Annotated in this window: 25 protein-coding genes; 12 read left to right on the top strand and 13 right to left on the bottom strand. The window is 63.1% G+C overall.

The window, feature by feature from the left end; genetic code table 11:
- The first annotated feature begins 87 nt into the window (after nucleotides 1-87).
- Both H607_RS11145 and H607_RS0101190 read left to right on the top strand, forming a co-directional pair.
- Complete coding sequence (locus H607_RS11145) at nucleotides 88-1,497, top strand: alpha-amylase family glycosyl hydrolase (protein WP_037989278.1); 1,410 nt, start codon at nucleotides 88-90, stop codon at nucleotides 1,495-1,497.
- Between the two features lie 9 nt (nucleotides 1,498-1,506).
- Nucleotides 1,507-1,893 (top strand): DUF2721 domain-containing protein, encoded by a 387-nt coding sequence (locus H607_RS0101190; RefSeq protein ID WP_028873915.1) that lies wholly within the window; start codon nucleotides 1,507-1,509, stop codon nucleotides 1,891-1,893.
- 14 nt (nucleotides 1,894-1,907) lie between these two features.
- Here the strand turns inward: H607_RS0101190 and H607_RS0101185 are convergent, their stop codons facing one another.
- From H607_RS0101185 to H607_RS13670, 7 genes are all read right to left on the bottom strand, one after another.
- Nucleotides 1,908-2,936: a peptidoglycan-binding domain-containing protein gene (locus tag H607_RS0101185; protein ID WP_051240537.1), complete on the bottom strand. Its 1,029-nt coding sequence runs from the start codon at nucleotides 2,934-2,936 to the stop codon at nucleotides 1,908-1,910.
- 121 nt (nucleotides 2,937-3,057) lie between these two features.
- On the bottom strand, nucleotides 3,058-3,654 hold the full coding sequence (locus tag H607_RS0101180; protein WP_028873913.1) for a nitroreductase family protein: 597 nt from the start codon (nucleotides 3,652-3,654) through the stop codon (nucleotides 3,058-3,060).
- Nucleotides 3,651-4,271 (bottom strand): nucleotidyltransferase family protein, encoded by a 621-nt coding sequence (locus tag H607_RS0101175; protein ID WP_028873912.1) that lies wholly within the window; start codon nucleotides 4,269-4,271, stop codon nucleotides 3,651-3,653. The genes H607_RS0101180 and H607_RS0101175 overlap by 4 nt, the downstream gene beginning before the upstream one ends.
- Nucleotides 4,255-6,438, bottom strand: coding sequence for a xanthine dehydrogenase family protein molybdopterin-binding subunit (locus tag H607_RS0101170; protein ID WP_037989198.1), 2,184 nt, complete (start codon nucleotides 6,436-6,438; stop codon nucleotides 4,255-4,257). The genes H607_RS0101175 and H607_RS0101170 overlap by 17 nt, the downstream gene beginning before the upstream one ends.
- Nucleotides 6,438-6,896, bottom strand: coding sequence for a (2Fe-2S)-binding protein (locus H607_RS0101165; RefSeq protein ID WP_028873910.1), 459 nt, complete (start codon nucleotides 6,894-6,896; stop codon nucleotides 6,438-6,440). Before H607_RS0101165 ends, H607_RS0101170 begins: the two co-directional genes overlap by 1 nt.
- A gap of 174 nt (nucleotides 6,897-7,070) precedes the next feature.
- Nucleotides 7,071-7,490 (bottom strand): metallophosphoesterase family protein, encoded by a 420-nt coding sequence (locus tag H607_RS13675; RefSeq protein WP_281168722.1) that lies wholly within the window; start codon nucleotides 7,488-7,490, stop codon nucleotides 7,071-7,073.
- Complete coding sequence (locus tag H607_RS13670; RefSeq protein ID WP_051240533.1) at nucleotides 7,487-7,759, bottom strand: metallophosphoesterase; 273 nt, start codon at nucleotides 7,757-7,759, stop codon at nucleotides 7,487-7,489. Before H607_RS13670 ends, H607_RS13675 begins: the two co-directional genes overlap by 4 nt.
- A gap of 145 nt (nucleotides 7,760-7,904) precedes the next feature.
- On the opposite strand from H607_RS13670, the gene H607_RS0101155 reads away from it, so the two are divergent.
- From H607_RS0101155 to H607_RS0101135, 5 genes are all read left to right on the top strand, one after another.
- The gene (locus tag H607_RS0101155; protein WP_028873909.1) at nucleotides 7,905-8,357 is read left to right on the top strand and encodes a DUF1931 family protein; all 453 of its coding nucleotides are present in this window, start codon (nucleotides 7,905-7,907) and stop codon (nucleotides 8,355-8,357) included.
- Nucleotides 8,358-8,482: 125 nt separating this feature from the next.
- The gene (locus H607_RS0101150) at nucleotides 8,483-9,538 is read left to right on the top strand and encodes an NAD(P)-dependent alcohol dehydrogenase (RefSeq protein WP_037989197.1); all 1,056 of its coding nucleotides are present in this window, start codon (nucleotides 8,483-8,485) and stop codon (nucleotides 9,536-9,538) included.
- A gap of 14 nt (nucleotides 9,539-9,552) precedes the next feature.
- Nucleotides 9,553-10,317, top strand: coding sequence for an SDR family NAD(P)-dependent oxidoreductase (locus tag H607_RS0101145; protein WP_028873907.1), 765 nt, complete (start codon nucleotides 9,553-9,555; stop codon nucleotides 10,315-10,317).
- 30 nt (nucleotides 10,318-10,347) lie between these two features.
- Nucleotides 10,348-10,488, top strand: a complete 141-nt coding sequence (locus H607_RS13295) for a hypothetical protein (protein WP_157381250.1) — start codon at nucleotides 10,348-10,350, stop codon at nucleotides 10,486-10,488.
- Between the two features lie 6 nt (nucleotides 10,489-10,494).
- Nucleotides 10,495-11,007 (top strand): flavodoxin family protein, encoded by a 513-nt coding sequence (locus H607_RS0101135; protein ID WP_028873906.1) that lies wholly within the window; start codon nucleotides 10,495-10,497, stop codon nucleotides 11,005-11,007.
- A gap of 15 nt (nucleotides 11,008-11,022) precedes the next feature.
- Here the strand turns inward: H607_RS0101135 and H607_RS0101130 are convergent, their stop codons facing one another.
- Together H607_RS0101130 and H607_RS0101125 are read right to left on the bottom strand one after the other, a co-directional pair.
- Entirely contained in the window at nucleotides 11,023-11,397 is a 375-nt protein-coding gene (locus H607_RS0101130) for a DUF4870 family protein (protein WP_037989195.1), read from the bottom strand.
- A 229-nt stretch (nucleotides 11,398-11,626) separates the two neighbouring features.
- Nucleotides 11,627-12,949: an Nramp family divalent metal transporter gene (locus H607_RS0101125; RefSeq protein ID WP_028873904.1), complete on the bottom strand. Its 1,323-nt coding sequence runs from the start codon at nucleotides 12,947-12,949 to the stop codon at nucleotides 11,627-11,629.
- A 14-nt stretch (nucleotides 12,950-12,963) separates the two neighbouring features.
- Here H607_RS0101125 and H607_RS11135 point away from each other — a divergent pair, with 14 nt between their 5' ends.
- Nucleotides 12,964-14,115 carry a PA0069 family radical SAM protein gene (locus tag H607_RS11135; RefSeq protein WP_211218428.1) on the top strand — a complete coding sequence of 384 codons (1,152 nt, stop codon included), beginning with the start codon at nucleotides 12,964-12,966 and terminating at the stop codon, nucleotides 14,113-14,115.
- 40 nt (nucleotides 14,116-14,155) lie between these two features.
- Here H607_RS11135 and H607_RS11130 read toward each other — a convergent pair whose 3' ends face one another.
- Nucleotides 14,156-16,081: a sulfatase-like hydrolase/transferase gene (locus tag H607_RS11130; RefSeq protein WP_037989273.1), complete on the bottom strand. Its 1,926-nt coding sequence runs from the start codon at nucleotides 16,079-16,081 to the stop codon at nucleotides 14,156-14,158.
- Nucleotides 16,082-16,298: 217 nt separating this feature from the next.
- On the opposite strand from H607_RS11130, the gene rfaD reads away from it, so the two are divergent.
- From rfaD to waaF, 4 genes are read left to right on the top strand one after another with little or no spacing between them, the layout of a single operon-like run.
- Nucleotides 16,299-17,270 carry an ADP-glyceromanno-heptose 6-epimerase gene (gene rfaD / locus H607_RS0101110; RefSeq protein ID WP_028873903.1) on the top strand — a complete coding sequence of 324 codons (972 nt, stop codon included), beginning with the start codon at nucleotides 16,299-16,301 and terminating at the stop codon, nucleotides 17,268-17,270.
- A gap of 15 nt (nucleotides 17,271-17,285) precedes the next feature.
- Nucleotides 17,286-17,879, top strand: coding sequence for an SIS domain-containing protein (locus tag H607_RS0101105; protein ID WP_037989193.1), 594 nt, complete (start codon nucleotides 17,286-17,288; stop codon nucleotides 17,877-17,879).
- The gene (gene hldE, locus H607_RS0101100; protein WP_028873901.1) at nucleotides 17,864-19,330 is read left to right on the top strand and encodes a bifunctional D-glycero-beta-D-manno-heptose-7-phosphate kinase/D-glycero-beta-D-manno-heptose 1-phosphate adenylyltransferase HldE; all 1,467 of its coding nucleotides are present in this window, start codon (nucleotides 17,864-17,866) and stop codon (nucleotides 19,328-19,330) included. Before H607_RS0101105 ends, hldE begins: the two co-directional genes overlap by 16 nt.
- On the top strand, nucleotides 19,327-20,379 hold the full coding sequence (waaF, locus tag H607_RS0101095) for a lipopolysaccharide heptosyltransferase II (protein WP_028873900.1): 1,053 nt from the start codon (nucleotides 19,327-19,329) through the stop codon (nucleotides 20,377-20,379). The genes hldE and waaF overlap by 4 nt, the downstream gene beginning before the upstream one ends.
- Here waaF and H607_RS0101090 read toward each other — a convergent pair.
- The 3 genes from H607_RS0101090 to H607_RS0101080 all read right to left on the bottom strand — a co-directional run bounded on the left by H607_RS0101090 (nucleotide 20,373) and on the right by H607_RS0101080 (nucleotide 23,487).
- Nucleotides 20,373-21,332, bottom strand: a complete 960-nt coding sequence (locus tag H607_RS0101090) for a glycosyltransferase family 2 protein (RefSeq protein ID WP_028873899.1) — start codon at nucleotides 21,330-21,332, stop codon at nucleotides 20,373-20,375. The two genes, waaF and H607_RS0101090, sit on opposite strands and share 7 nt — an antisense overlap.
- A gap of 62 nt (nucleotides 21,333-21,394) precedes the next feature.
- On the bottom strand, nucleotides 21,395-22,738 hold the full coding sequence (locus tag H607_RS0101085; protein ID WP_028873898.1) for an O-antigen ligase family protein: 1,344 nt from the start codon (nucleotides 22,736-22,738) through the stop codon (nucleotides 21,395-21,397).
- Nucleotides 22,735-23,487: a glycosyltransferase family 2 protein gene (locus H607_RS0101080; RefSeq protein ID WP_157381249.1), complete on the bottom strand. Its 753-nt coding sequence runs from the start codon at nucleotides 23,485-23,487 to the stop codon at nucleotides 22,735-22,737. Before H607_RS0101080 ends, H607_RS0101085 begins: the two co-directional genes overlap by 4 nt.
- Nucleotides 23,488-23,567 lie beyond the last annotated feature (80 nt).

Here is a 23,567-nt window from a genome sequence, read left to right as displayed (position 1 = left end):
CCTCTCCCCGACTGCATCGTGGAGTCATTATAGGCAGCCACGGGCATCTGCTACACTGGGATCATTGCTTTTTCCGAGCCGAGCATCATGTCGCCCCGTTTCCGCCCCTGGCAGGAATGCGTCGTCTATACCGTCTGGCCCCGCAGTTTCGCCGATGGCAACGGCGACGGCATCGGCGATCTCCCCGGGCTCACCGAACGGCTCGACGAGCTGCGCTGGCTCGGCGTCGATGCGATCTGGCTCGCCCCCATCCACCCCTCGCCCAACGCCGACTACGGCTACGACGTGAGCGACTATCTGGACGTGCACCCGGACTTCGGCACGATGGCCGACTTCCGCATCCTGCGCGACGAGCTGCATCGCCGCGGCATGCGCCTGCTGCTCGACCTGGTGATCAATCACACGAGCGTGCGCCACCCCTGGTTTCTCGCCTCGCGCGCAAGCCGCACCTCAGCCAAACGCGACTGGTACTATTGGCGTGCGCGGCCCAACGACTGGGAGAGCATCTTCGGCGGCCCCGCCTGGACATGGGACGAGGCCACGGGTGAGTATTACCTGCACCTCTTCTTTCCCGAGCAGCCCGATCTCGACTGGAGCAAGCCGGCGGTACGCCAGGCGCTCGCCGAGATCGCCCGGTTTTGGCTCGACGAGGGAGTAGACGGCTTTCGCTTCGACGCACTCACCGTGCTCAAAAAGGACGAAGGGCTGCCCGACGTTGCGCCCGGCGAACCGGGCGGACCACGGCCTGCCTGGTCGCACTTTCTCGCCCGCCCCGGACTGCTCGACTGGGTACGCGACTTCACCGAGCGCGCCGGCATCACCCGGGATCACCTCACCCTGGGCGAAGCGAACGGCATCGCCGCCACGCAGGCGCCCGACTGGGTGGGCGAACCCCAAGGGCCGCTGTCGGCGCTGCTGCACTTCGAGCTGTGGCACATCGACACGACCGACGCGCGAGGCCGCCCCGGGCTCGATACCCGGGCCTTTTCCGACACGGCGCTCGCCTGGTACCGGGCGCTCGCCCCGCACGGAGCATTGCCGGCGCTCTACCTGGAAAACCACGACCTGCCGCGCATCGTCTCGCGCTGGGCCCCACCCGAGCGCCGCGCCCAAGCCGCCAAAGCCTTTGCCGCCGCCACCTACCTGCAGCGGGGGCTCGCCGTACTCTATCAAGGGCAGGAGCTGGGGCTGCCGAATGCGCGCTTCGATCGACTCTCCGACCTACGCGATCCCCTGAGCCTGCGCCGGATCGCCGCCCTGCGCGCCCAAGGTCAACCCGAGGCGGAGATCCTCGCCGAAATGAACCGCAGCGCCCGCGACCTTTCGCGCACCCCCATTCCCTGGGACGCGCGCCAGCCGCAGGCGGGATTCTCGCGCGCCGACCCTTGGCAACCGATGGACCCGGCCCACGTACCGCTCGCCTGGTGTCAGCAGCGCGAAGACGAGGGCTCGGTGCTCAATTTCTACCGCGAGATACTGGCGCGCCGGCGAAGGTAAAATTGGATCATGGACCTGACCACGCCCGCACTCCTCTTCCCGGCGATCTCACTCGTGCTGCTCGCCTATGGCAACCGTTTCCTGGCGCTCGCCCAGATCATCCGGCAACTCCACGCCTCGCCCGATCGCAAGGCCGAAGTCATCCGTCGCCAGATTCCGGGCCTGAAACGACGAATCATGCTCATAAAATACATGCAGGGATTCGGCGTGCTGGGATTTCTGCTCTGTGCCTTATCGATGTGCGCACTCTTCGTGCACGAGACCCTGCTCGGCAAGATCCTCTTCGGCATGAGCCTCGCCGCGCTGGTGCTCTCCCTACTGCTGTCGCTCGCGGAAGTGTTGATCTCCACCAACGCCCTGTCGGTCGTGGTGGAGGATCTGGAAAAAGACTGCTGAGGAGGAATGCGGATTTACTTCGCCAGTTCGGCGCTGGTAGCCTCGTCGAGCCGACCCGTGACCGGCAAGCCACGATCACGCTGGAACGCCTCGAGCGCCTGGCGCGTTTTCTCGCCCATCTTGCCGTCGGCCGCCCCTTCGAGGTATCCCAAGCGGATCAGCTTTTGCTGCGCCGTCTTCAGCGACACTTTCTGACCCTGATAGCCGCCGGTCTGGCTGGCTCCCTCGACCCCAAGCCGGCCGCCGGTACCCATCTGCCGGTCACCCATGCTCTGGGGCGCGTAGTTGCGCGCTGCCCGTACCAGCTGGTTGTAGGCATCCATGAACGCTCCGGCGATCACCTTTCCTTGGGGCGTGTTGGTATAGCCCCCCAGACCACCGCCCACCCCGCCGCCGGCGAGCAATCCACCCAGGGCAAAATCGGTGTTCGAGGCCGACCCTTCGGCCGCTGCCACCTGGACCCCCGAACGATTGTCGGTGAGCATGAGCAAGGTAGACGCCTCGTTGGTCTTGATGCTGCCGGCGACCGCGGCGGCCACGCCGACCCAGCCGCCCATGCCGCCGCCCACGCCACCCGTCCCTTTTTGGCTGAAGATCACCTCCGGCGTGATGGTGTAGTCGGCACTCACCATTTGCCCCTTGCCGAAATTGCTGCCGGCGCGCAGCTCACCCGACTGCATCAGCTCGCGTTCCTGTTTCATGTTGTTCATCGCGCGGCCGCGATCGACCACAATGAAACAGTTCGACTGCTGGATCAGCAGGCGCAATACCGGCACCGTCGACGTCAGTTTGTATTCATTGGTCAAATACCGGTACCAATCGGCCTGCTGGTCCTCGACGATGGCCACCGTCCCGAATGGCCGGTCACAACGCTCGAGCTGGGCATTGGCGTTGTCGCTGTTCGCTCCGCCGGCCGAACCGGTCGCAACCGTCTTCGCCGAAGAACTGCCCATGTTCACCGGCATGTTTTCGCAGGCCGTCAGGCCGAGCGTGGCAAGGGCGAGCACACCTGCGCCCACCGTGATCTTCGTGAGATGATTCATGACTCCCTCGCGTGTCTGATGGAACCCGACCGTCCTGCGCCGATGGCATCGGCACCCCAGGACGGCCGCACGATTATATAGTACGGAGGGAAGTCCTGAAGGAGGAGAAAATGGTATCGCTTTACAGCGGCTTACCCCATGCAGCGGCAAAGCACAACTCGGTGAGTGGCCTGCGCTCGCGCGGCGCGCGTTCCTTCTCGGCGAGTTCCCCGTCGAGCACGTCCGGCTCGGCCGGATGTCCCACGGCGATGAGCGAAATCACTTTGTAGCGATCCGGTACGCCGGCCACGGTACGCAACGCCTGGGCGTCGAATCCGGCCATGGGGTGCGACATCAACCCCAGGGCCACGGCTTGCAGGCAGAGATTCTCGGCCGCGGCGCCGCAATCATATTCAGCCCAGGCGTTGGGTTCGCCGTTATAGGAGAAGAGGGGATCGGCGCACACCAGCACGAGGAGCGAGGCGCGCTTCACCCATGCCTGGTTGAACGGCCACAAGGTGGCAAAAGCCTTGCCCCACCCCTGAGGATCCTGGGTACGGTGCCACACGACGAAACGCCAAGGCTGATCGCCATAGCACGACGGCGCCCAACGGGCCGCCTCCAGCAACGAAAGCACCTGCTCGCGCGTCACGGCTTTGGCCTCGTCGAACGCGCGACCGCTCCAACGCTCGGCGATCAGAGGATGGATCGGCACTTCGGTCACGGCGGGTTTCTTCATGATGTACTCCTGGAAAAAATGAGGTCCTGCGGGGTATCGACGTCGGCAAAAATGCCTTCATCGTCGATCGCGACACGAACGACGTGCTCGGCATCGCGTTGGAAGAAAAGACGGGCCCCCACGTCACCCGTCGAATCCATCAGTTCTTGCCGATAACGGTCAGAAAAACCGACGGGATGCCCCCGTCGAGCGGCACGATACGCTGCCGCGAGCGCGGCACCGGACATGAGCGCGTCGCGCACCCCAGCGATCGCGGTGGTTGGTACCCAGGGCATGTCGGCCAGCCCGACGACCCAACCGCGAGCCTCGGCGGTCGCGGCGACGCCCGCGGCGAGGCTATGCCCCATCCCCTCGTCGGCACGCAGGCATTCGACGCACTGCACGCGATCCGCGAACGCATCGACCAAGACACGCCGCACTTCGCCGTCGTCCGGCCGCAGCACCACCGCAACCTTGGCGAAGACCGCGAACCAAGGTCGCAGCGCGTGGACGATGAGCGGCTGGACCTGCCCCTCATTTTCGAGCAGCACCAGCCGCTTGTCCGCCCCGAAACGCCGCGCCCGGCCGGCCGCCAGCACCAGGGCGGCGATTTCTCTCGATTCAAGCAAAGGTTTCACGCGCCAAGGGCAATCGCCGCACGCGTTTCCCCGTCAGGACGAAAAGTGCATTGGCTACCGCCGGCGCGATGGGCGGCGTGCCCGGTTCGCCCACGCCGCTCGGCGGTGCTTCGCTCGGCACGAGGTGCACTTCCACCTGGGGCATCTCGGAATGGCGCAGAATGGGATAATCATGGAAGTTCGACTGCACCGGCCGACCTCCCTCGAGCGTGATCTCGCCGTGCAGCGCGGCAGCCAGTCCATAGACGATCCCACCTTCGATCTGCTGCACCACCCCGTCGGGATTGATCACCCGGCCGCAGTCGACCGCCGCCACCACGCGATGTACCCGCACCTGGCCGTTTTCCAGCGAAACCTCGGCCACTTCGGCCACGACGCTACCGAAGGATTCATGCACCGCCACGCCGAAGGCATGACCCGGCGCAGGTTTCACCTTGCCCCATCCCGCTTTCTGCGCCGCCAACTGCAGCACGGCATGATGGCGCGAAGTACGCGGCAGCAAGCTCAGACGGAATTTCACCGGATCCTGGCGCGCGAGGTGAGCCAACTCGTCGATCATCGTCTCGACGACGAAGGCCGTGTGCGAATGCCCCACCGAGCGCCACCACTGCACCGGCACAGGGTTCTTGGGGCTATGCAATTCCACCTGAACGTTCGGGATCAGGTAAGGAATCGTCGCCGCCCCTTCGACCGAGGCGGCATCGACCCCGTCCTTGATCATCACTGCCGCCATCGGCGTGCCTTCCATGATGGACTGACCGACGATCGTATGTTTCCACGCCACGGGTTTGCCGCCCTTGCCGATCGCCGCTTCGATCACATCGACCCACATCGGGCGGTAGTAACCACCGCGCAGGTCGTCTTCACGCGTCCAGATCACCTGCACCGGCCTGCCGACCGCCTTGGCGACCTGCACCGCCTCGGTGACGAAATCGGCATGAGGGTTCGCCCGTCGACCGAAGCCGCCGCCGAGATAAGTGGTGTGAATCTCGATCGCCTCGGGCGGTAATCCCGACACCGCAGCAGCCGCCATGCGATCGAGCGTCTGCGACTGCGTACCGGTCCAGATGGTGCAATGATCGGGGCGCAGGTCGACGGTGACGTTGAGCGGCTCCATCGGCGCGTGGGCCAGATACGGCACTTCGTACTCGGCATGCACCGTCTTCACCGCCGCCTTGAAACCAGACACCACGTCTCCGTCCCGCCGCGCCACCGCGCCTGGGGTGCGAGCGAGCGCGAAATACGATTCCCGCAGCTTCGCCGTCGAGAGCGCTGCCCCCTCGCCTTCGTCCCACTCGATCTGCAACAAGTCGCGCGCCGTTTTTGCCGGCCAGAAACCGCTGGCCGCCACCGCCACGCCGGTCGGGACTTCATAGACGCCGACCACGCCGGGGACTTTCAGCGCCTCAGTGGCATCGAACTGCTTGAGCTTGCCGCCGAACACAGGGCATCGCGCCACCAGTACCGTCAGCATGTCGGGCAGGCGCACGTCGATGCCGAAAACCGCCTTACCGGTGATCTTCTCCGGCGTGTCGAGGCGTTTGAGTGACTTACCGATCCATTTGAAATCTTTCGGATCCTTCAACGGCACTTCACTCGGCAAAGGCAGTTTGCCCGCCTCTTCCGCGACCTCCCCGTAACTCAGGGACGTGCTGCCGGCGGGATGGAAGATGCGCCCATTCTCGGCCTTGCAGGCAGTGGCCGGTACCCCCCAACGCCGGGCTGCCGCCTCGATCAAGAGAAGACGCGCGCTCGCCCCGACGCGCCGCAGCTGCTCCCAAGAGGACGCGACGCTAGTGCTCCCGCCCGTGAGCTGCAAGCCGAACTGGGTATGGTTATAGACCGCCGCCACCGGCGCCGGCTCGATGCGGATGCGCGCCCAAGGCGCATCGAGCTCCTCGTTGATCAGCATCGGCAGCGAGGTATAGACCCCTTGGCCCATCTCGGATTTGTTCACGATGAGCGTGACGGAGTCGTCCGGGGCAATGCGGATGAAGGCATTCGGCGGATAGACCTTCGCCGCCCCAGCCACCGCTTCCTCGACCGCCCAGGCGCGCCCTCCCTTCTCGGGCAGACGAAAACCGATCACCAATCCGCCGCCGAGCACGGCCAGGTCACGCAGGAATTTACGTCGCGCCGGACGCTGGAGTTCATTGAGCGAAAACATCACGCACCCCCTGCCGCGGCCTCGAGAATCGCCTTGCGGATCCGGTTATACGTACCGCAACGGCAGAGAATGCCGTCCATCGCGGCAACGATCTGCGCCTCGCTCGGACGCGGATGCTCGGCAAGCAGAGCCGCGGCCGCCATGATCTGTCCCGACTGGCAATAGCCGCACTGGGGCACGTCGACCTCTTGCCAGGCCTTCTGGATGGCGCGGCCGACCGGCGTCTCGCCCACCCCTTCGATGGTGGTGACGCGCTTGCCGCTCACCATCGACACCGGCGTGAGACAGGAACGAATCGCTCGCCCGTCGAGATGCACCGTGCACGCACCGCATTGGGCGATGCCGCAGCCGTATTTGGTCCCCCTGAGCTGCAGCTGGTCGCGCAGCACCCACAATAAGGGCGTACCCGGGTCGACCTCGACCGTGGTCGGCCGACCGTTGAGCGTAAATGCAATCATAGAGTCTCTCCTTGGGCAGAGAAGCCGGGCGTCGCCCCCCCAACAGGACTGCGCTGCTGCGCACTGAAACGGCCTTCCTTCCCGGCGGCACGACAAAACCCATCATAGAACGGGTCCGTCGCCGCGACAACCATGCCAAAAGGAAGGTTTATGGACCCAAGGAGAGATCGGATCTCAGCGCACGTTGCCCGCTTCGATCTTGCGGCTGCGCAAGTCGACGATACTGAAATCCCCCTCCGACAACCGTCCTGGAGCGACCACCAGGCTCGTACCTACTTCGGCATGGTGCCGATGGGGCGCATCGACCACCACCAGACTCGGGGCAAAGGTATTGATCAGCGTGGTGAGCGCCTGCGACCCCTTCTCCCAATCCCTGTGCGCCGGAGGAGTGGCAAAGAGGAAGATTTTCTCGTAGTCCTTCAATTCGTCGAGAACTTTCAAGACATACTCGACCGCCCATTCGGGATAATAAAGGCGCTCGCGCTCTTCACGCCCTCCCATCTGGCCGATCTCACCGCCCATGCCCAGCACTGCCACGTGACCCGGCGCGAAGGCGAGCGTCCCATGGACCCCATGCAGCATCGGAAAAGTCAGCTCGAGGTTGTAGGCTTCTCGCAGATAATCGTCAGCGGCGCATCGTGAGCGCCCGGGACGAAGAACGTCGGCACACGCATCGCTCCGAGCTTGCCGAATACTTCGCGATAGGCATCGGCACGATGAACCCCTCCCGCGGCCACCAGATCACCGACGATCATGACCGCATCGACGTCGAGCTCACCGACCATCTCCACCAGCCGTCCCAAAGGGTCGAGCTGACCCGCAATGTGGCTCGTCGCCAATACCCGCCTCGTGTGTTTACGCATGGTCTTCCTCCTTTCTTCTATCCACAATGACATCCGTTCGTCGTTATAGGGAAGGGCGCAGAATTTTGCAAGGCTTGCTTTTCGTCACCATAGTTCCTATAACAGAGTCAGCAATCAGTCGAAATGCTTACCCAAGGAGGCACGAATGAGCGACATCATGGCAGTTTCCCGCTTCGAACGGCTCTTCCGGCGCGCGGCCGGGCTCGACGTCGACAAGAACGACCTGCGCCGGCTGACTGAATTTCTCGACCAGAAACTCTACGATCTGTTGCTCGTCAGCCAGGCGGCGGCCAAATCCAACGCTCGAGACGTCATTCGCCCTTGGGATCTTCCTTTGACGAAAGGCCTCCAGGAAAGCATGCATGCCTTCCGCGAACTCGACGAAGAGCTCGAACTCGCGCCCATCTTGGAGCAGCTCGCCAAGCTGCCCCACCTCGACCTCGAATACGACGAAGAAGTCCGTGCCATGCTGCCGCAGATCGTCGGTGGCTTGACGGTGGCTCTGGCCAAGACCTTCCGTACGATCGATCCCAACGTGAAAAACCCCGACACGACGCACTGGGATCGTGCGATCGAGATCTTCAACCGTCTGCTGTAGTCGCAGATCCTTTCCGGGCGGAGCACCGATCAAGAACCTCTGCCTCCGCCCAACCGCGTACCCTTGGACGATGGTCTATAGTGAATGATCGCCTGCGATTTTTCTCTCGTTCCGAGGAGCGACTCATGAGCATTCCCGCCAAAGCCTATGCCGCTTTCGACCCGCATTCCCCGCTCGTTCCCTGGGAAATCGCCCGCCGCGAGCCGGGGCCCTACGACGTACAGATCCAGATCCTCTACTGCGGCGTGTGCCACTCCGACCTGCACCAGGCGCGCAACGAGTGGAAGAACACGATCTATCCCTGCGTGCCCGGGCACGAGATCGTCGGGCGCGTGGTCGCCGTGGGGGAAAAGGTCACCCGCTTCAAGGTCGGCGATCTCGCCGGCGTCGGCTGCATGGTCGACAGCTGCGGCCATTGCGACGCCTGTGCGAGTGGCGAGGAGCAATACTGCCGTGAAGGGTTCGTCGGCACGTACAACGGCCGAGGTCCCGGTAGCGAAAACACCTACGGTGGCTACTCCCAAGTCATCGTGGTGAAAGAATCCTTCGTGCTGCACATCAAGCATGCGGAAAAGGACCTCGCCGCGGTGGCGCCGCTGCTATGCGCTGGCATCACCACCTATTCACCGCTGCGCCATTGGCAGGTCGGCCCGGGCAAACGGGTAGGCATTGTCGGCCTGGGCGGGCTCGGGCACATGGCCGTCAAACTCGCCCACGCCATGGGCGCGCACGTGGTGCTCTTCACCACCTCGCCCGGCAAGACGGCCGACGCCAAGCGGCTCGGCGCCGACGAAGTCTGCATTTCCAAGGATCCCGAGCAAATGGCCCGCTACCGCGAGCAGCTCGACTTCATCCTCGACACGGTGGCCGCTCCGCACCGGCTCGACGACTACCTGCAGCTCCTGAAACGCGACGGTACGCTCACCCTCGTGGGCGCCCCTTCCGAGCCGCACCCTTCGCCCGAAGTCTTCAATCTGCTCTTCCGGCGCCGCAGCCTCGCCGGATCGCTCATCGGCGGCATCCGCGAGACGCAGGAGATGCTCGACTTCTGCGCCGAGCACGGCATCGTCTCGGACATCGAGCTCATCCCCATCGACTACATCAACACCGCCTACGAGCGCATGCTGAAGAGCGACGTGAAGTACCGTTTCGTCATCGACATCGCCGCTTCGCTGAAATGATGGAGGAACGGTCCATGAAACGACTGGAAAATCACGTCGCACTCGTCACCGGCGGCGGGCGAGGCATCGGCAAGGCCATCGCCACCCGACTCCACCAGGAAGGCGCAAAAGTAGCCATCTGCGGCACCACGCCCGAGGTGCTGGAATCGGCTGCGCATGAGATCGGCCCCGACGTGCTCGCACTCGTCTGCGACGTCTCGCAGGCCGAGCAAGTCGCGGAAACGGTTCGGCACATTCGCGAGCGCTTCGGGAAAGTCGACATCCTGGTCAACAACGCGGCCGTGATGCTGCGCCACGTCGGCCTGGAACGGGCCGCCCGCCCCTTCACCGAACTGGAAGAAGAAGTCTGGGACCGGGTGATGGCGGTCAACGTCAAAGGCCAGTGGCTGTGCGCCCGCGCCGTCTTTCCCGACATGCAGGCACAGCATTGGGGACGCATCATCAACATCGCCTCGGATACCGTCTTCATGGGTCGCGGCAACGGTGCGCAATACATCACTTCCAAGGCCGCCGTGATCGGGCTCACGCGCGCGCTTGCCTGTGAAGTCGGTCGCCACGGCATCACGGTCAACGCCATCTCGCCGGGTCTGACGCAGAGCGAGACGATCCGCGAACACGGTTTCGAGGCCATGGCCAAGCAGCTCGCCGAACAGTCGGCCATCCCGCGGCTCGAGGTTCCCGAAGACCTGGTCGGCACCGCCGCCTGGCTCGCTTCCGACGACGCGGCCTTCGTCACCGGCCAGACGATCTGCGTCGACGGCGGGTTGGTGTTGCACTGAGCAAGTATGCACCGACCCAGGAGCCCTCTCATGACGACCAACACACCCACCGTCCTCGTCACCCTCGACCCCGCCGTGCGGGAAACCGTCGAAGCGCGACTCGGCGGGCTCGCCCGCGCCCTCGAGGACAAGCCGGTGCACGGCCTCGTCGACCGTCGCGACTATCTCTGAATCGCCATGACACGCCTCGCGGCCCGCATGCTGATCGTCTGGCACTCGCGCACCGGCGCCGCCCGACAGATAGCCGATGCCGCCCACGAAGGCGCGCTCGCGGCGCTACGCGAACTCGAAGCCCTCGAGCACATCTCAGTCGACGTGCGTCGGGCCACGGACGCCACACTCGAAGACGTACTCGAGGCAGATGCCTACTGCTTCTGCGCCCCGGAGAATCTCGCCACCCTCTCCGGCGAGATGAAGGAATTCTTCGATCGTTGCTACTACGGCGCGCTCGATCGCGTCAATGGACGTCCCTATCTCGCCCTGATCGCCGCCGGCAGCGACGGCACCGGCGCCGTGCGTCAGATCGAACGCATCTGTACCGGCTGGCGCCTGCGGCCGCTCGCCCCCGCCCACGTCGTGCTCACCCACGCCCAGACGCCGGAGCAAATCCTCGCTCCCAAGACGCTGCCCGAGCATGAACGCGAACACTGTCGCACCCTCGGCGCGACCATGGCGGCATGGCTGGCATGATCCGGCGAAGAACGCTCACACCGCGCTGGCAGCGGCATACATGGGCTTGCCGTCGCTGAGGTAGATCCAGCCTTTCACGATCCGGTAGATCACCCAGATGCCGGAAACGATGAACACGATCATACCCACCGCCATGAACGAAGTGAGCGCCCCTATGACGAACCACAGCAGGCTGTACCAGAACGTGCGGCGCTGCCACAGGAAGTGCGACTCGACCCAAGTTCCGCGCACATCAGGGTATTTCACGTAGTTGACGATGATTCCCACCAGATAGGTGACCCCCAGGATCAAGGAGACCGCGTAGAGCGCATAGACGATGGTGGCCCACTTTTTCGCCTCGCGGAGCCTGGATTCCTCTTCCGAAGACGAAGTTGCTTCGACGATTTCCATGAATTTCTCCTCTTCGAGCAAAACGACAGAATGATAAAGGAAATGGTTTATCGTAGTGCACCAAGCCCCAAGGCGTCCCCAGCCATCTTGGGCCTGGAGCCGGTGCCGCCGCCAAAGCATCGACCCGTCGGCCTTGGCGCGCCTTCCCGCCGAGCAAATCGACCAAGCCTGACTCTGTCCCTCCTGCGCCTCCGGTGACCCTCTTCGGGATAGCGATTCCGCCTCTTGATCACCCCTGCCCGAAGAGCCCCGCCACCAACCACAGATTGGCCGCGGCGATGAGCGCGAAAAGCGCCCAGGCGACGACTTTGAGGGCCATGCCGTTGGCGAAGGGCCCCATCAAGCGCCACTCGCTCGTGAAGCGGATCAGCGGCCAGATGGCAAAAGGCAGCTGAAAACTCAACACCACCTGGCTCGCCACGAGCAGCGTTCCCACCCCTGCCTCTCCCAGCCACAACACGCCGGCAAGCGCCGGCACCAGAGCGAGCAGCCGCGTGATGAGCCGACGCTGCCAGCAAGGGATCTTCAGCTCGAGAAACCCTTCCAACAGAATTTGACCGGCGATGGTGCCGGTAAAAGTCGAACTCTGGCCGGAAGCCAAAAGCGCGATGCCAAAGAGGAGCGAAGCGAGCGTGGTGCCCACCACCGGATCGAGCAGATGGTACGCATCCTGGATCTCCGTCACCTCCTGATGCCCCGTGGCGTGAAACGCCGCCGCAGCGAGCGTGAGAATGGCGGCATTGACCACGAAAGCGAGCGACAGGGATCCGACCGTGTCGAAGGTGGCGAACCGCAGGGCGTCACGCCGAGCCTCGGTGCTCTCGACGATGCGCCGCGTCTGCACCACGGAGGAATGAAGGTACAGGTTGTGTGGCATCACGGTCGCCCCGAGGATGCCGATCGCCAGATAGAGCATGCCTGGCTCGGCGAGCGTCTCCTGCCGCGGCAACAGGCCGTGCACGATCCCCTGCCAGTCCGGTCCCAGCAGGACGAGCTGCACCGCGAAACACGAGCCGATGGTCGCGATCAGACCGAGGACGATGGCCTCGACTTGGCGAAAACCGTGCCCCTTGAGACCAAGCACGATCAACATATCGAACGCGGTGATGACAATGCCGGCCACGAGTGACACGCCGAAGAGCAGATGCAAGGCGAGCGCCGACCCGAGTACTTCGGCCACGTCACAGGCGATGATGGCGAGCTCGGCGAGTGCCCACAGCACGAAATTGACGCGCGGCCCATAATGCCGGCGACAGGCGCGCGCCAGATCGATCCTGCCGATGAGGCCGAGCTTGACGCTGAGGTATTGCAGCACCATGGCCGCCACACTCGAAAAGAGCACCACCCACAAGAGGGCATAGCCATACTTGGAACCCGCCTCGATGTCGGTGGCCCAGTTGCCCGGATCCATGTAGCCCACCGACACGAGCAGCCCGGGGCCGAGAAAGCGCAGCAAGCGCTGCCACCAAGGAGCGGTGGGCGACACGAACACGCTACCGCGGACCTCGGACGGACAAAAAGGAGCGGTAGCGACTTTGGGAAGACGGAACATGGCGCGAAGCGTCGATGAAGAGGGAGCTATACTACCCGAAAGCTTGGGCCAAGCCCTGCGTGTGCACCCACCGAAACACGACGATCATGCCCGCCTCTTCCCGTGACAAGCCCCCCTCCCGTGGCTCCCCCCTTCCCCTGGGCCACCGCTATGCCTGCCTTGAGCGCGAGCCTTTCGACGACGGCTGGGCGCAAGAAAAAGGGGCGCCCACGGCCCCGCCGACCGAAGTGCGCTGGGAAGAAGCCCACAGTGCCCTCGCCACCAACCGTTCGCCCGACATCGGGTTCGACCGCTCGCTGAACCCCTACCGCGGCTGCGAGCACGGCTGCGCCTATTGCTACGCCCGGCCGATGCATGCCTGGCTGGACCTCTCGCCGGGGCTGGACTTCGAGCGCATCATCATCGCCCGGCGCCATCTCGCCGAACGGCTGCGCGACGAACTCAACCGGCCGAGCTATCGACCTGCGCCGATCGCGCTGGGCACTGCCACCGATGCCTGGCAGCCGGTGGAACGCAAACTGGGGCTCACGCGCGCCGTGCTGGAAGTACTCGCCGAGGCGCGCCATCCCTGGTCGGCCGTGACCAAGGGCAGCGGCATCCTGCGCGATCTCGACCTTATCGCCCCCATGGCTGCTTCAGGGCTGTGTGAAGTCTACGTGACGCTGACCACGCTCGACGCCGAACTCGCCCGCCGGCTGGAACCCCGGGCGGCGAGCCCGCGGCGCCGGCTGGAAGTGATCGCAGCGCTCGCACGAGCCGGCGTGCCGGTGGGCGTGAGCCTCGCCCCCCAGATTCCTTTCCTTACCGAAGACATGGAGGCGGTGCTCGCCGCCGCGGCCGAAGCCGGAGCGACGAGCGCCTTCATGAGCATCTTGCGCCTACCGCACGAACTGGAGGCGATTTTCGACGATTGGCTGCAACGGCACGTGCCCGAACGGCGCGAACGCATCCTCGCGCGACTGCGCGAATTGCACGGTGGCAAGCTCGATGGCCCGTTCGGCGAGCGTTTCCGCGGCCGTGGCCCCTGGGCCGCCCTACTCGCCCAGCGCTTCACGATTGCCCGCCGCCGCGCCGGCCTCGAGCGACCGCTCCCCCCGCTCGTCACCCACCTCTTTCGCCCGCCGGCGAAGCGCGCCGGCGAGCCGGTGCAGCAGGCGCTATTTTGATCGGGTGCGCTCCCGCATGACCCGGCCAGCCCCCCGACACTCACGGCTCATGCCGGCTTTTCTGTTTGAACCGGCCCAACTCCTGCATCAAGCGCACCAATTGCGGCTGCTTGCTCTGGAACAATTCCTGGGCACGCTGCGGCGTGAGCTTTTCGTCATGGGGGCCGCTGATCCGTTTACCCAAGGGGCCCAAGTCTTCCGACAAGGTAATTTTGACATCGGCATCCTTGTATCCCACGCGCGACCAATCGCTGAGCACGACATGATCACGCTGCCTGCCGGAAAAGAGGTCGTAACCGGAAGAATAGTCTTCGGGTGGATTCTTTACGCCCAAAAGCGGCATGAGCGTGGGAACCACGTCCAGATGGCTGCTCAACACGTCGTGCACGGCGGGTGTGCGACCCGGAATCCACAAAATCAGCGGGGTGCGCGTCTGCGGATCGGAAAACGTCGAGTTGTGCCCCCAGTAGCCGTTTTCCATGAACTCCTCGCCGTGGTCCCCCAGCATCACCACGATGGTGTTCTCCAGCAGACCGTGCGTTTCGAGATACTCGAGGATCCGAGCGAATTGGCTGTCCAGGTGATGCACGGCGTTGAGGTAACGGTTCTTGATGGGGACGATGTCTTTTTGCAGCTCGTCGCGGTCGATCGTGGCGTAGTTGATGTCGTCCCGATAGGGAGTGCGGATCACGCTCTCCGGCGGAAAATAGTAGCGCGCATGGGGCGATTCGAAGAACATCCACACGAAGAAAGGCCGGGCGGGGTCGCGCGTATCGATGAAGTGCAGCAGATCGGAGACGTTTTGCCGGTCTTTTTCCCAGCCAGCCAAAGGCGCATCGATTTCATGCAGCTGCTCTCGCGGCACCTTGCTGAACACGGTCTGGTCGAATTCTGGATAACTGAATTTGGCGCTCGTGTACAAGGACATCTGATAGCCCTGCTGCTGGAGCACGTCGATGATGGGTGCGCCCTCGTGCCCTTTCAGGAAAGCGTCCCAATAGGTACCCGGCAACCCCGTCATCATGGTGAAGATGCCGATTCGGGTGCCGTTGCCGCCGCTGTAATGATGCGTGAACACCTGTGCCTTTTGGGCGAAAGCCCAGGTCACCGGCATGATTTCAGGATCCAGGGTATCGGCCCGCCAGGATTCGGACACCAGCCATACGATGTTGTAGGGCTTCTCCGGCTTGGTGACTTCGAGTGGCTTGGCTGGATATTGCAGCCCTCCCCCCTGCTGTTTGAGAGCCTTTTCCGGCGAAGCCACTTCGAAACCGAGTTTTTTGAACAACGTACGCGCCGAAGTACCGACGTAAAACGGTACCCCCTCGGTGAGTTCGAGCATCTCGGGCTTGTTGCCCACCGCACTCGTATAGGCATAGACGGAATGATCACCCAATATCGAGAACAGGAGCAGCACGGTCAGCGGCCGTCCTAGGCGCCGCAAACCCGTCGGCAACGAGGCAAAGCGCCGCGCGCCGAAGCTGAGTGCGATGAAGATCGCGGCATGCCCCAGGAAGAACGCCAGAGCGATCAACACGAAGCCGATCGTCGACGAAGCGCTGCCGCCCAAGGATTCGATGCCGCCCGGCGTTATCAGCAGATTGATGACGAAGCCGTTGATGAACATCCCATAGAGCGCATGGAGCTTGGCGTTGGCGTAAAAAAAGAGGGTGGTCAGCGCCCCGGTCAGGACCGCCGTCATATTCGGCGCCCAAACGGCACCCCCCGGCAGCCGAAGCCGACGCCACAGCGAAGGACGAGCGACGAGCCAAGTCAACAACAAGGCTGGCAGGAGGTAGAGAGCGTTATAGCTGACGAAGGCATTGACGAGGAACAAGAGGCTGCCGTACCCGCTCGCGGCGGCAGCGGCAAAATCGACATTGGCGGCGTTGATCCACAACAGGACCAGGTAAACCAGTCCGAAATAGGCGAACCGTACGTTCCGCCCGTGAGTCTGTTCGTTCAAGAAAAACTGCTCCCTCGTTTCATGAAAAAACTCATGCACCACACCGGCTCCGCCGCCTAGCCGGAAACGTCTGATCGGCCAAAACGCGTCGGCACGGGCGAATTCGACCGGGCCATCACCGCCGAGTTCTCGTACTCATGCTGCGGCGCCATCTTATCCGATTGCCCGACAAAACTGCTATACTAAAATTTTCAAATGTTTTCCCGGTACCCACCTCATGATCGTCATCACCGGCGGCGCCGGCATGATCGGCAGCATCGTCGCCTGGCAGCTCAACCGTCAGGGACGCGACGATCTGCTCCTCGTCGATAGGCCGACCCACCCCGAGCAATGGCAGAATCTCTGCCATCGCACCTATGTCGATTACCTGGACAAAGACGAGCTCATGCCCTGGCTCGAGCGTCATGGGGCGCAGGTCGAAACCATCATCCACATGGGGGCCATCAGCGACACCACCGAGCGCGACTGGAACCGCCTCCTCGAAGCCAATCTGCGCTATTCGCAGCGGCTGTGGCAGTTTTGTGCCCAGCAGGGGGTGACGCTCCTCTACGCCAGCTCGGCAGCCACCTACGGCAACGGCGAGCGTGGCTACAGCGATGCCAGCATCGATGGTTTGCGTCCGCTCAACGCCTACGGTTACTCCAAGCACCTGTTCGACCAATGGGCGCTGCGCCAGGCCGCGGCCGGACATGCCCCGCCGCGCTGGGCCGGGTTCAAGTTTTTCAACGTCTATGGGCCCAATGAATACCACAAGGGGCGCATGGCCAGCGTCGCCTACCATGCGTTCACCCAGTTCCGCGCCGGCGGCACGGTGCGCTTGTTCAAGAGCGATCGCCCCGACGTGGCCGACGGAATGCAACTGCGCGATTTCGTCTATGTCAAAGACGTTGCCGAAGTGATGGCGTGGTTTCTCGCCGCCCCGCGCCCTTCGGCCATCTACAATGTCGGCACCGGTCAGGCCCGTTCCTTCCTCGATCTGGCAACGGCCGTAATGGAAAGCTGCGGCGCGCGTCCCCACATCACCTGGATCGACATGCCGGACGATCTCAAAGGCAAATACCAGTACTACACGCAGGCGGACATCGGCAAACTGCGCGCGGCCGGCTACGACAAACCCTTCCGCACGCTGGAAGAGGGCATCCGCGATTACGTGCAGAATTACCTCCTGCAGCCCGACCCCTATTGCTGAGACCTCGGGAACCGAATGATTCCGGAACAGGCCATACGGCAAGCGCTGAGCGCACATCGAGCAGCCACCGAACAGCTGCATGAGCAGATGCCGCTCCTCATCGAGATGGGCATGCGGCTGCGGAACTGCCTCCTTGCCGGCGGCAAGATCCTGCTGCTGGGCAACGGCGGCAGCGCGGCCGACTGCCAGCACATCGCAGCCGAGATCGTCGGCCGCTACAAGCGCGAGCGCCGCGGCCTGCCCGCCATCGCCCTCACCACCGACACGTCCATCCTCACCGCCGTGGGCAACGACTACGGCTTCGAGCGCATCTTCTCGCGTCAGGTGGAAGCGCTGTGCACCCCGAAAGACGTGGTGATCGGCCTCTCCACCTCCGGCAACAGCCCCAACGTATTGGCCGCCATCCACACTGCACGGGAAATCGGCGCCTACACCCTGGGCCTGACCGGCGCCAACGGGGGCAAGCTGGCCCAAACCTGCGACCTGTGCCTGATCGTCGCCAGCAACGACACGCCCCGCATCCAGGAGGCCCACATCCTGGTCGGTCACATGCTCTGTGACCTCATCGACGCCGAAACCCTCGATTCCACACCATGCAGCAACGGCTGATCGAGGCGCTCCGTCAGGGTTTTCCCGCCGACGCCTGGGCCCTGGTGATCGGCGACCTCATGCTGGACCGCTATCTCTGGGGCAAGGTCGAACGCATCTCGCCGGAAGCGCCGGTGCCGGTGGTGTTGCTGGAAAAGGAATCGAGCCGCCCCGGCGGAGCAGCCAACGTGGCGGCCAACCTCGCCGGCCTGGGCCTGCCCTGCCGCCTGCTGGGCACCGTCGGCGACGACGCGCCCGGACGCGAGCTCGTCGCAGCCATCGCCAGTCAAGGCGTCGGCACCGAGGCGCTCTTCACCTCGTCTTCGCGCCCCACCACCACCAAGACCCGCATCCTTGGCGGCCACCAGCAGATGCTGCGGCTCGATCGCGAAGCCACGGCCGCCCCCGACGCTGGCGAGCAAGAGGCCCTGAGCCGCCTGCTGCGCGAGATGATGGAACGGAAACCGGCCGTCGTCGTCCTCTCCGATTATGCCAAAGGCGTCCTGACCCCCGAGCTTTGCCGGCTCGCCATCGACCTCGCCGCCCAGGCGGACATCCCCGTACTGGTCGACCCCAAGGGGCGCGACTACGGCAAATACCGCGGCGCGACCGCCCTCACGCCCAACCGGCGGGAAACCGCCGAAGCCTGCGGCGTCTCCGGCCAGGATCTCGACGAGCTCCTGCAGGCCGCGCAGGCGCTGCGCCGCGCCCTCGATCTGCGCTTCCTCGCCGTCACCCGCAGCGAGGAAGGGATCACCCTCCTCGAAGAAACGCGCATGCTCCATCTTCCCGCCATGGCCCGTCAGGTGTTCGACGTCTCCGGTGCCGGCGACACCGTCATCGCCACGCTGGCCGCCGGGATGGTGGCGGGCCTCGAGCCGGCCGAAGCGCTGCATCTGGCCAACCTCGCCGCGGGGATCGTGGTCGGCAAGGTGGGTACCGTGCCCATCACCCGCGAGGAACTGCTGGCCGAACTCGCGGTCGAGGAAGTCCGCGAGCAGGCGGACAAGATCTGCGACCTGCCGCACCTCCTGGCACGCGTCCGGCAATGGCGCGCCAACGGCGAGCGCATCGTGTTTACCAACGGCTGCTTCGACCTCCTCCACGCCGGCCACGTCGTCTATCTGGAACAGGCGGCCAAATTGGGGGATCGCCTGGTCGTCGGGCTCAATACCGACCGCTCGGTACGTGCCCTCAAGGGTCCGAATCGGCCGGTCATCCACGAGCAGGATCGCGCCCGGGTACTGGCCGCCCTGGAAGCGGTCGACGCCGTCGTCCTGTTCGACGAAGACACGCCGCTCTCCTTGATCGAAGCCATCCGCCCGGACGTTCTGGTCAAGGGCAGCGACTATACCGAAGACCAGGTGGTGGGCGGCAAGGAAGTCAAGTCCTGGGGCGGTCGCGTCGCGCTCATCGACGTCGTGCCGGGACGCAGCACCAGCAACATCCTCCGCAAGCTCGGCAGCGCATGACGAATCAGCAAATCCTGGTCATCGGCCCATCCTGGATCGGCGACATGATCCTGGCGCAGAGCCTCTTCAAGCTGCTCGAGCAGCAGGACGCCGGCTGCGCGATCGACGTGGCCGCGCCTTCCTGGACTCTGCCGCTGCTCGAGCGCATGCCGGAAGTGCGCGAGGCCATCCCTCTGCCGTTTCGCCATGGCAAGCTCGACCTATGGCAGCGCATCCGCATCGGGCGGGCGCTGCGCCCCAAGGGCTATCAGCAAGCCATTCTGCTCACCAATTCCTTCAAGTCCGCCATCCTGCCCTTCGCTGCCGGCATCCCCCGGCGTACCGGTTTTCGCGGCGAAATGCGCTACGGCCTCATCAACGACCTGCGCCCCCTCGATCCGGTTCGGCTGCCCATGACCGTGCAGCGCTTCGTCGCGCTCGGCCTGCCACCCGACGCCCCGCTACCCGAGCCGCTGCCGCGCCCTGCCCTCATCGCCTCGCCCGCCGGCGCCGTGGAGGTATTGCGCCGCCTGGGACGCGAGCTGCCCGATAGACCCGTCCTCGGTCTGTGCCCCGGCGCGGAATACGGCCCGGCCAAGCGCTGGCCGGAGGAACACTACGCCGCCGTGGCCCGCTGGGCGCTGGAGCAAGGCTATGAAGTGTGGCTCTTCGGCTCGAACAAGGACGCCGCGATCACGCAAGCCATCGACCGCCTGAGCGGTAACCGCTGCCTCGATCTGGGCGGGAAGACGCAATTGGGCGAAGCCATCGACCTCATGTCCTTGTGCTCGGCCGTGGTGAGCAATGATTCGGGCCTCATGCACGTGGCGGCCGCGCTCGACCGCCCCCTGGTCGCCCTCTACGGTTCCTCCGACCCGCACCACACCCCCCCCATGAGCGAGCGGGCCTCCATCATCCATCTGGGTTTGCCCTGCAGCCCCTGCTTTGCGCGCGAATGTCCTCTCGGGCACCTCGCGTGCCTGAGGGACATCGCTCCGGCGCGGGTCATCGAGCGACTGGTAACTGGCATGGCGACACATGCCCCATCTCTGGCACCCCCTACTCAGTAACCATCCGTCTCACGATAAACCTGCACGTGGCGCCCTCGCAACCCCGCGACGAGCCCTCCTGCCTTGGCGAAATGCCTAAGGCCGTGGTACCAACTGCGCTTGAACTTGCGATAGCCACCCAACAGCATCAACGGCGAGACGACCACGCGCAGCGTTCCCTCCACTCCATGGCGCACGATCTCCTTGACGGCGCGGCGTGCAGTTTTTTGGGCTCCGAACAGTTTGGACTCGATGTAGATACGATTTGCGCTCGAGCGATATTGGCGCTTCAGACGCCACCGGATCGTCAATCGGTTCGGCACGACGGCTTCCGACACTACGGCGTCGCTGAGATAGACGATGCGCCCGCCCTGGTGAACCAATCGCATGAAAAAGTCGGTATCGCTCCCCCCCGTCAAAGCCATGTTCGTATCGAATTGCAGCGCACCACCCTCAGGGCCGAGGATACTGGTGCGGAACATGACGTTGCTCGTAGCGGCACGCTTGAGCAAAGCACCGTGTTTGGTGTCGGCAAATCCCTTGTTTGCCAACCAATCCTGGTATCCTGGCGGAAAAACATAGCGGACGGGGCCAGTGTAGGCTTCCGCATCGTACCGAGTCACTCCACGTGCATAGGCCATCAGCCAGCCCTGATCGGCTTCCTCGTCATCGTCGATGAACGCGATCAAGTCCGCATGGACAGACAAAGCATAGCGGCACACGGCGTTCCTGGCATGAGGGATGCCACGTCGCGGCTCGATGAAGTAATGGATTGGATACTTCGGCTCGGGAAACGCGCTGCTTATCGTCTCCGACAAATCGGATTCGGCGTCGTTATCGACGACCACGATCTCGACTTTCCACCGAGACGGACACTCTTGCGCCAGCACCGAGGCAAGACAGCGGCGCAGCATCTCGGGGCGCCGAAACGTGCAAACGCCAACGACGACATGCCGACTCTCGCTCGACTCCATCGATCACTCTCCAAACCATCCCGAATCACTCGATGAGCGGGCGCCTTACCAGCCGCTTCCGCTCATCCTATCGCCTCGTCGGCCCGCCGTGGTGCCGTTGGACGCTGCAGATAAAAAGCATACATGAATCCAAACATCACGCTATTCAAATAAAAACCCGTCTTGTAGTTGATATACGATTCAAAAAAATTAACGATGCCCCAGAAAACGATGAAAGCCCATGAAAAAAAGAATACATCCCGCGGCATCGCCCCTTCCTGCCAGGCCACATACACACTTCTGCCGATCAAACCCACGATGGAGAGCATTCCGACCAGACCAACGATTCCGGTTGCCACCAGAGCCTCGATATAAGAATTGTGCAAGTGGCCGAACCACTCCTTGAAAATGGGCGTGAAACGCTCGTCGGCATCAATCAAATTTTCAGCCGAAAAAACTCCCCAGCCGAACATGGGCCTTTCGGCGATCCAATCACGGGCAGCCCGCCACATCGCAATACGAGCCCCGCTACTCGTCAGCTGGATTTGCTCGTCAAAATTCGCTGCCCCGCGAATGGTCTCCACCTGGATCGTCTCCTGCGCGAGGCGCGCCGCAAGCCGATCCCGAACTTTTAATGCATCGAGAATCACCACCGAAAGCGCGATCATCAGGAGCACCAATATGACATGGTTGCGGTTGCGCAACCATGTCATTATCGTTTTTGCCCCGCCGGTCATCATGGCGATAAGGAGCGACGCAGACAATGCCACGAGAAGCGCCAGCCATACCGCACGCACCTGGGTTGCGATCACCCCCCACATCATGAGCAGCAAAAGAAGAACTATCCCACCGATCGCGACAAACCGTAGAGAAACGGGACATGAGCGGTATATCCTGATGCCGAAAAACAGCGTGCAGAGCAACCCCGCGCCAAAAAAGATCCCCGCATGCTCCGCGTTGCGAAACCCAAAATCGACACGCTCGCCATGCCAGGAAAGTATCCACTGCTGAGAGGGAGTATGCCATATAAGGAATGCCAACAACCCGACGAGCGCACCGGTGAGCAAGAGAAACGGACTTATTCGCCTCCACGCGACCGTTCCATAAGCGAGGACGAGAAAAAACGAGAAAAAATAGATATAGTTGCTAGGAAAACGTCCGTGAAATAGACGTTCGGGCACGGTCAAATATTGCCAAAAGTATTCCCCAATCAACCCCACTGAAAAAATCATGCAAAAAACGATGAGCACGTCTCTCCTCATCTCCTGGCGTCGGACGAGTAGAATCAAAGACATCAACAACAGGATTCGCACGAGGACCTTCACCCCACCACCTGTCGCCAACCAGAGCGCCGGAAAAACGAGCGCCAAGAGACAGAAAAACGCCTCGATCGATGCAAAGCGGAAAATTTCCACGGCAGATTTCATGAATAATCCTGTTCCATCCAGGGGCAACCGAAAACAGAAATCATATTTTCTATTTGATCGTCGTTTCGATGCCTATTCTTCTTCCACAAGCTAATGGATTGGCTTCCACGCCATGGACAAGGAAGATGTTTCGTTCCAGAATGACGGACGAGCCGTCCATTGAGCCGCACCATCCAATAAAGCCAAACATCGTCCGCATCGGGACATAGCCGCATGAACCGCTCACGATCACAGACGGCAGGATGAAAACATCCCGGCGGATACAAGACCCCGCCGATGCCCGTGGCGAAATTCGCCGGGCTGACGGTTCCATCCACCACCGCCAGCATCCATTCCCGGTAGGGACGAATCGCGCTTCCCTCGTAGCGGATTCGGTGCAGTCGATGGGCGATGATATCCTGAGGATGCCGTCGCGAGGCGGCCACCAGTTCGGCAAGCCAGTCCGGCCAGTAATAGACATCGTCGTCCGCGGTAACGATGATCGCATCAGGAAACGATTCGAGCGTCGGAATGATCTTCTTGTACGATTTGATGTCCTCGCAATATCTTATCTCCACACCATAGACCTGGAGATCGAGCACGTTCCTCGGCAGGAGATCGGCATCCGAATGCGCAATCCATAGAATCAAGCGCGTCGGCCTCAGGCGCTGCAGCAAGAGACTTTTCAAAGTGAGGTGCAGCGTCGCAAAACGAGGAGGATACGACGTCAGAGATACGATCAGATCGGGTTTTCCCTCATGCGTCGTCACGCCCAAGAACCGCCTGGTCCGCCATTCGAGCATTAGACGAAACCGGTTCCACCAGGGCATGCAGCGTTTGAGAAATTTCT

The sequence above is a fragment of the Tepidiphilus margaritifer DSM 15129 genome, assembly GCF_000425565.1.
Lineage (GTDB): Bacteria > Pseudomonadota > Gammaproteobacteria > Burkholderiales > Rhodocyclaceae > Tepidiphilus > Tepidiphilus margaritifer.
This window is presented reverse-complemented; position numbering and strand designations above follow the sequence as displayed.

Bases quoted from the DNA above. Each gene is read 5' to 3' on its own strand.
- H607_RS11145 (WP_037989278.1), top strand. From the start codon at position 88: ATGTCGCCCCGTTTCCGCCCCTGGCAGGAATGCGTCGTCTATACCGTC.
- H607_RS0101190 (WP_028873915.1), top strand. From the start codon at position 1,507: ATGGACCTGACCACGCCCGCACTCCTCTTCCCGGCGATCTCACTCGTG.
- H607_RS0101185 (WP_051240537.1), bottom strand. From the start codon at position 2,936: ATGAATCATCTCACGAAGATCACGGTGGGCGCAGGTGTGCTCGCCCTT.
- H607_RS0101180 (WP_028873913.1), bottom strand. From the start codon at position 3,654: ATGAAGAAACCCGCCGTGACCGAAGTGCCGATCCATCCTCTGATCGCC.
- H607_RS0101170 (WP_037989198.1), bottom strand. From the start codon at position 6,438: ATGTTTTCGCTCAATGAACTCCAGCGTCCGGCGCGACGTAAATTCCTG.
- H607_RS0101165 (WP_028873910.1), bottom strand. From the start codon at position 6,896: ATGATTGCATTTACGCTCAACGGTCGGCCGACCACGGTCGAGGTCGAC.
- H607_RS13670 (WP_051240533.1), bottom strand. From the start codon at position 7,759: ATGCGTAAACACACGAGGCGGGTATTGGCGACGAGCCACATTGCGGGT.
- H607_RS0101155 (WP_028873909.1), top strand. From the start codon at position 7,905: ATGAGCGACATCATGGCAGTTTCCCGCTTCGAACGGCTCTTCCGGCGC.
- H607_RS0101150 (WP_037989197.1), top strand. From the start codon at position 8,483: ATGAGCATTCCCGCCAAAGCCTATGCCGCTTTCGACCCGCATTCCCCG.
- H607_RS0101145 (WP_028873907.1), top strand. From the start codon at position 9,553: ATGAAACGACTGGAAAATCACGTCGCACTCGTCACCGGCGGCGGGCGA.
- H607_RS13295 (WP_157381250.1), top strand. From the start codon at position 10,348: ATGACGACCAACACACCCACCGTCCTCGTCACCCTCGACCCCGCCGTG.
- H607_RS0101135 (WP_028873906.1), top strand. From the start codon at position 10,495: ATGACACGCCTCGCGGCCCGCATGCTGATCGTCTGGCACTCGCGCACC.
- H607_RS0101130 (WP_037989195.1), bottom strand. From the start codon at position 11,397: ATGGAAATCGTCGAAGCAACTTCGTCTTCGGAAGAGGAATCCAGGCTC.
- H607_RS0101125 (WP_028873904.1), bottom strand. From the start codon at position 12,949: ATGTTCCGTCTTCCCAAAGTCGCTACCGCTCCTTTTTGTCCGTCCGAG.
- H607_RS11135 (WP_211218428.1), top strand. From the start codon at position 12,964: ATGAAGAGGGAGCTATACTACCCGAAAGCTTGGGCCAAGCCCTGCGTG.
- rfaD (WP_028873903.1), top strand. From the start codon at position 16,299: ATGATCGTCATCACCGGCGGCGCCGGCATGATCGGCAGCATCGTCGCC.
- H607_RS0101105 (WP_037989193.1), top strand. From the start codon at position 17,286: ATGATTCCGGAACAGGCCATACGGCAAGCGCTGAGCGCACATCGAGCA.
- hldE (WP_028873901.1), top strand. From the start codon at position 17,864: ATGCAGCAACGGCTGATCGAGGCGCTCCGTCAGGGTTTTCCCGCCGAC.
- waaF (WP_028873900.1), top strand. From the start codon at position 19,327: ATGACGAATCAGCAAATCCTGGTCATCGGCCCATCCTGGATCGGCGAC.
- H607_RS0101090 (WP_028873899.1), bottom strand. From the start codon at position 21,332: ATGGAGTCGAGCGAGAGTCGGCATGTCGTCGTTGGCGTTTGCACGTTT.
- H607_RS0101085 (WP_028873898.1), bottom strand. From the start codon at position 22,738: ATGAAATCTGCCGTGGAAATTTTCCGCTTTGCATCGATCGAGGCGTTT.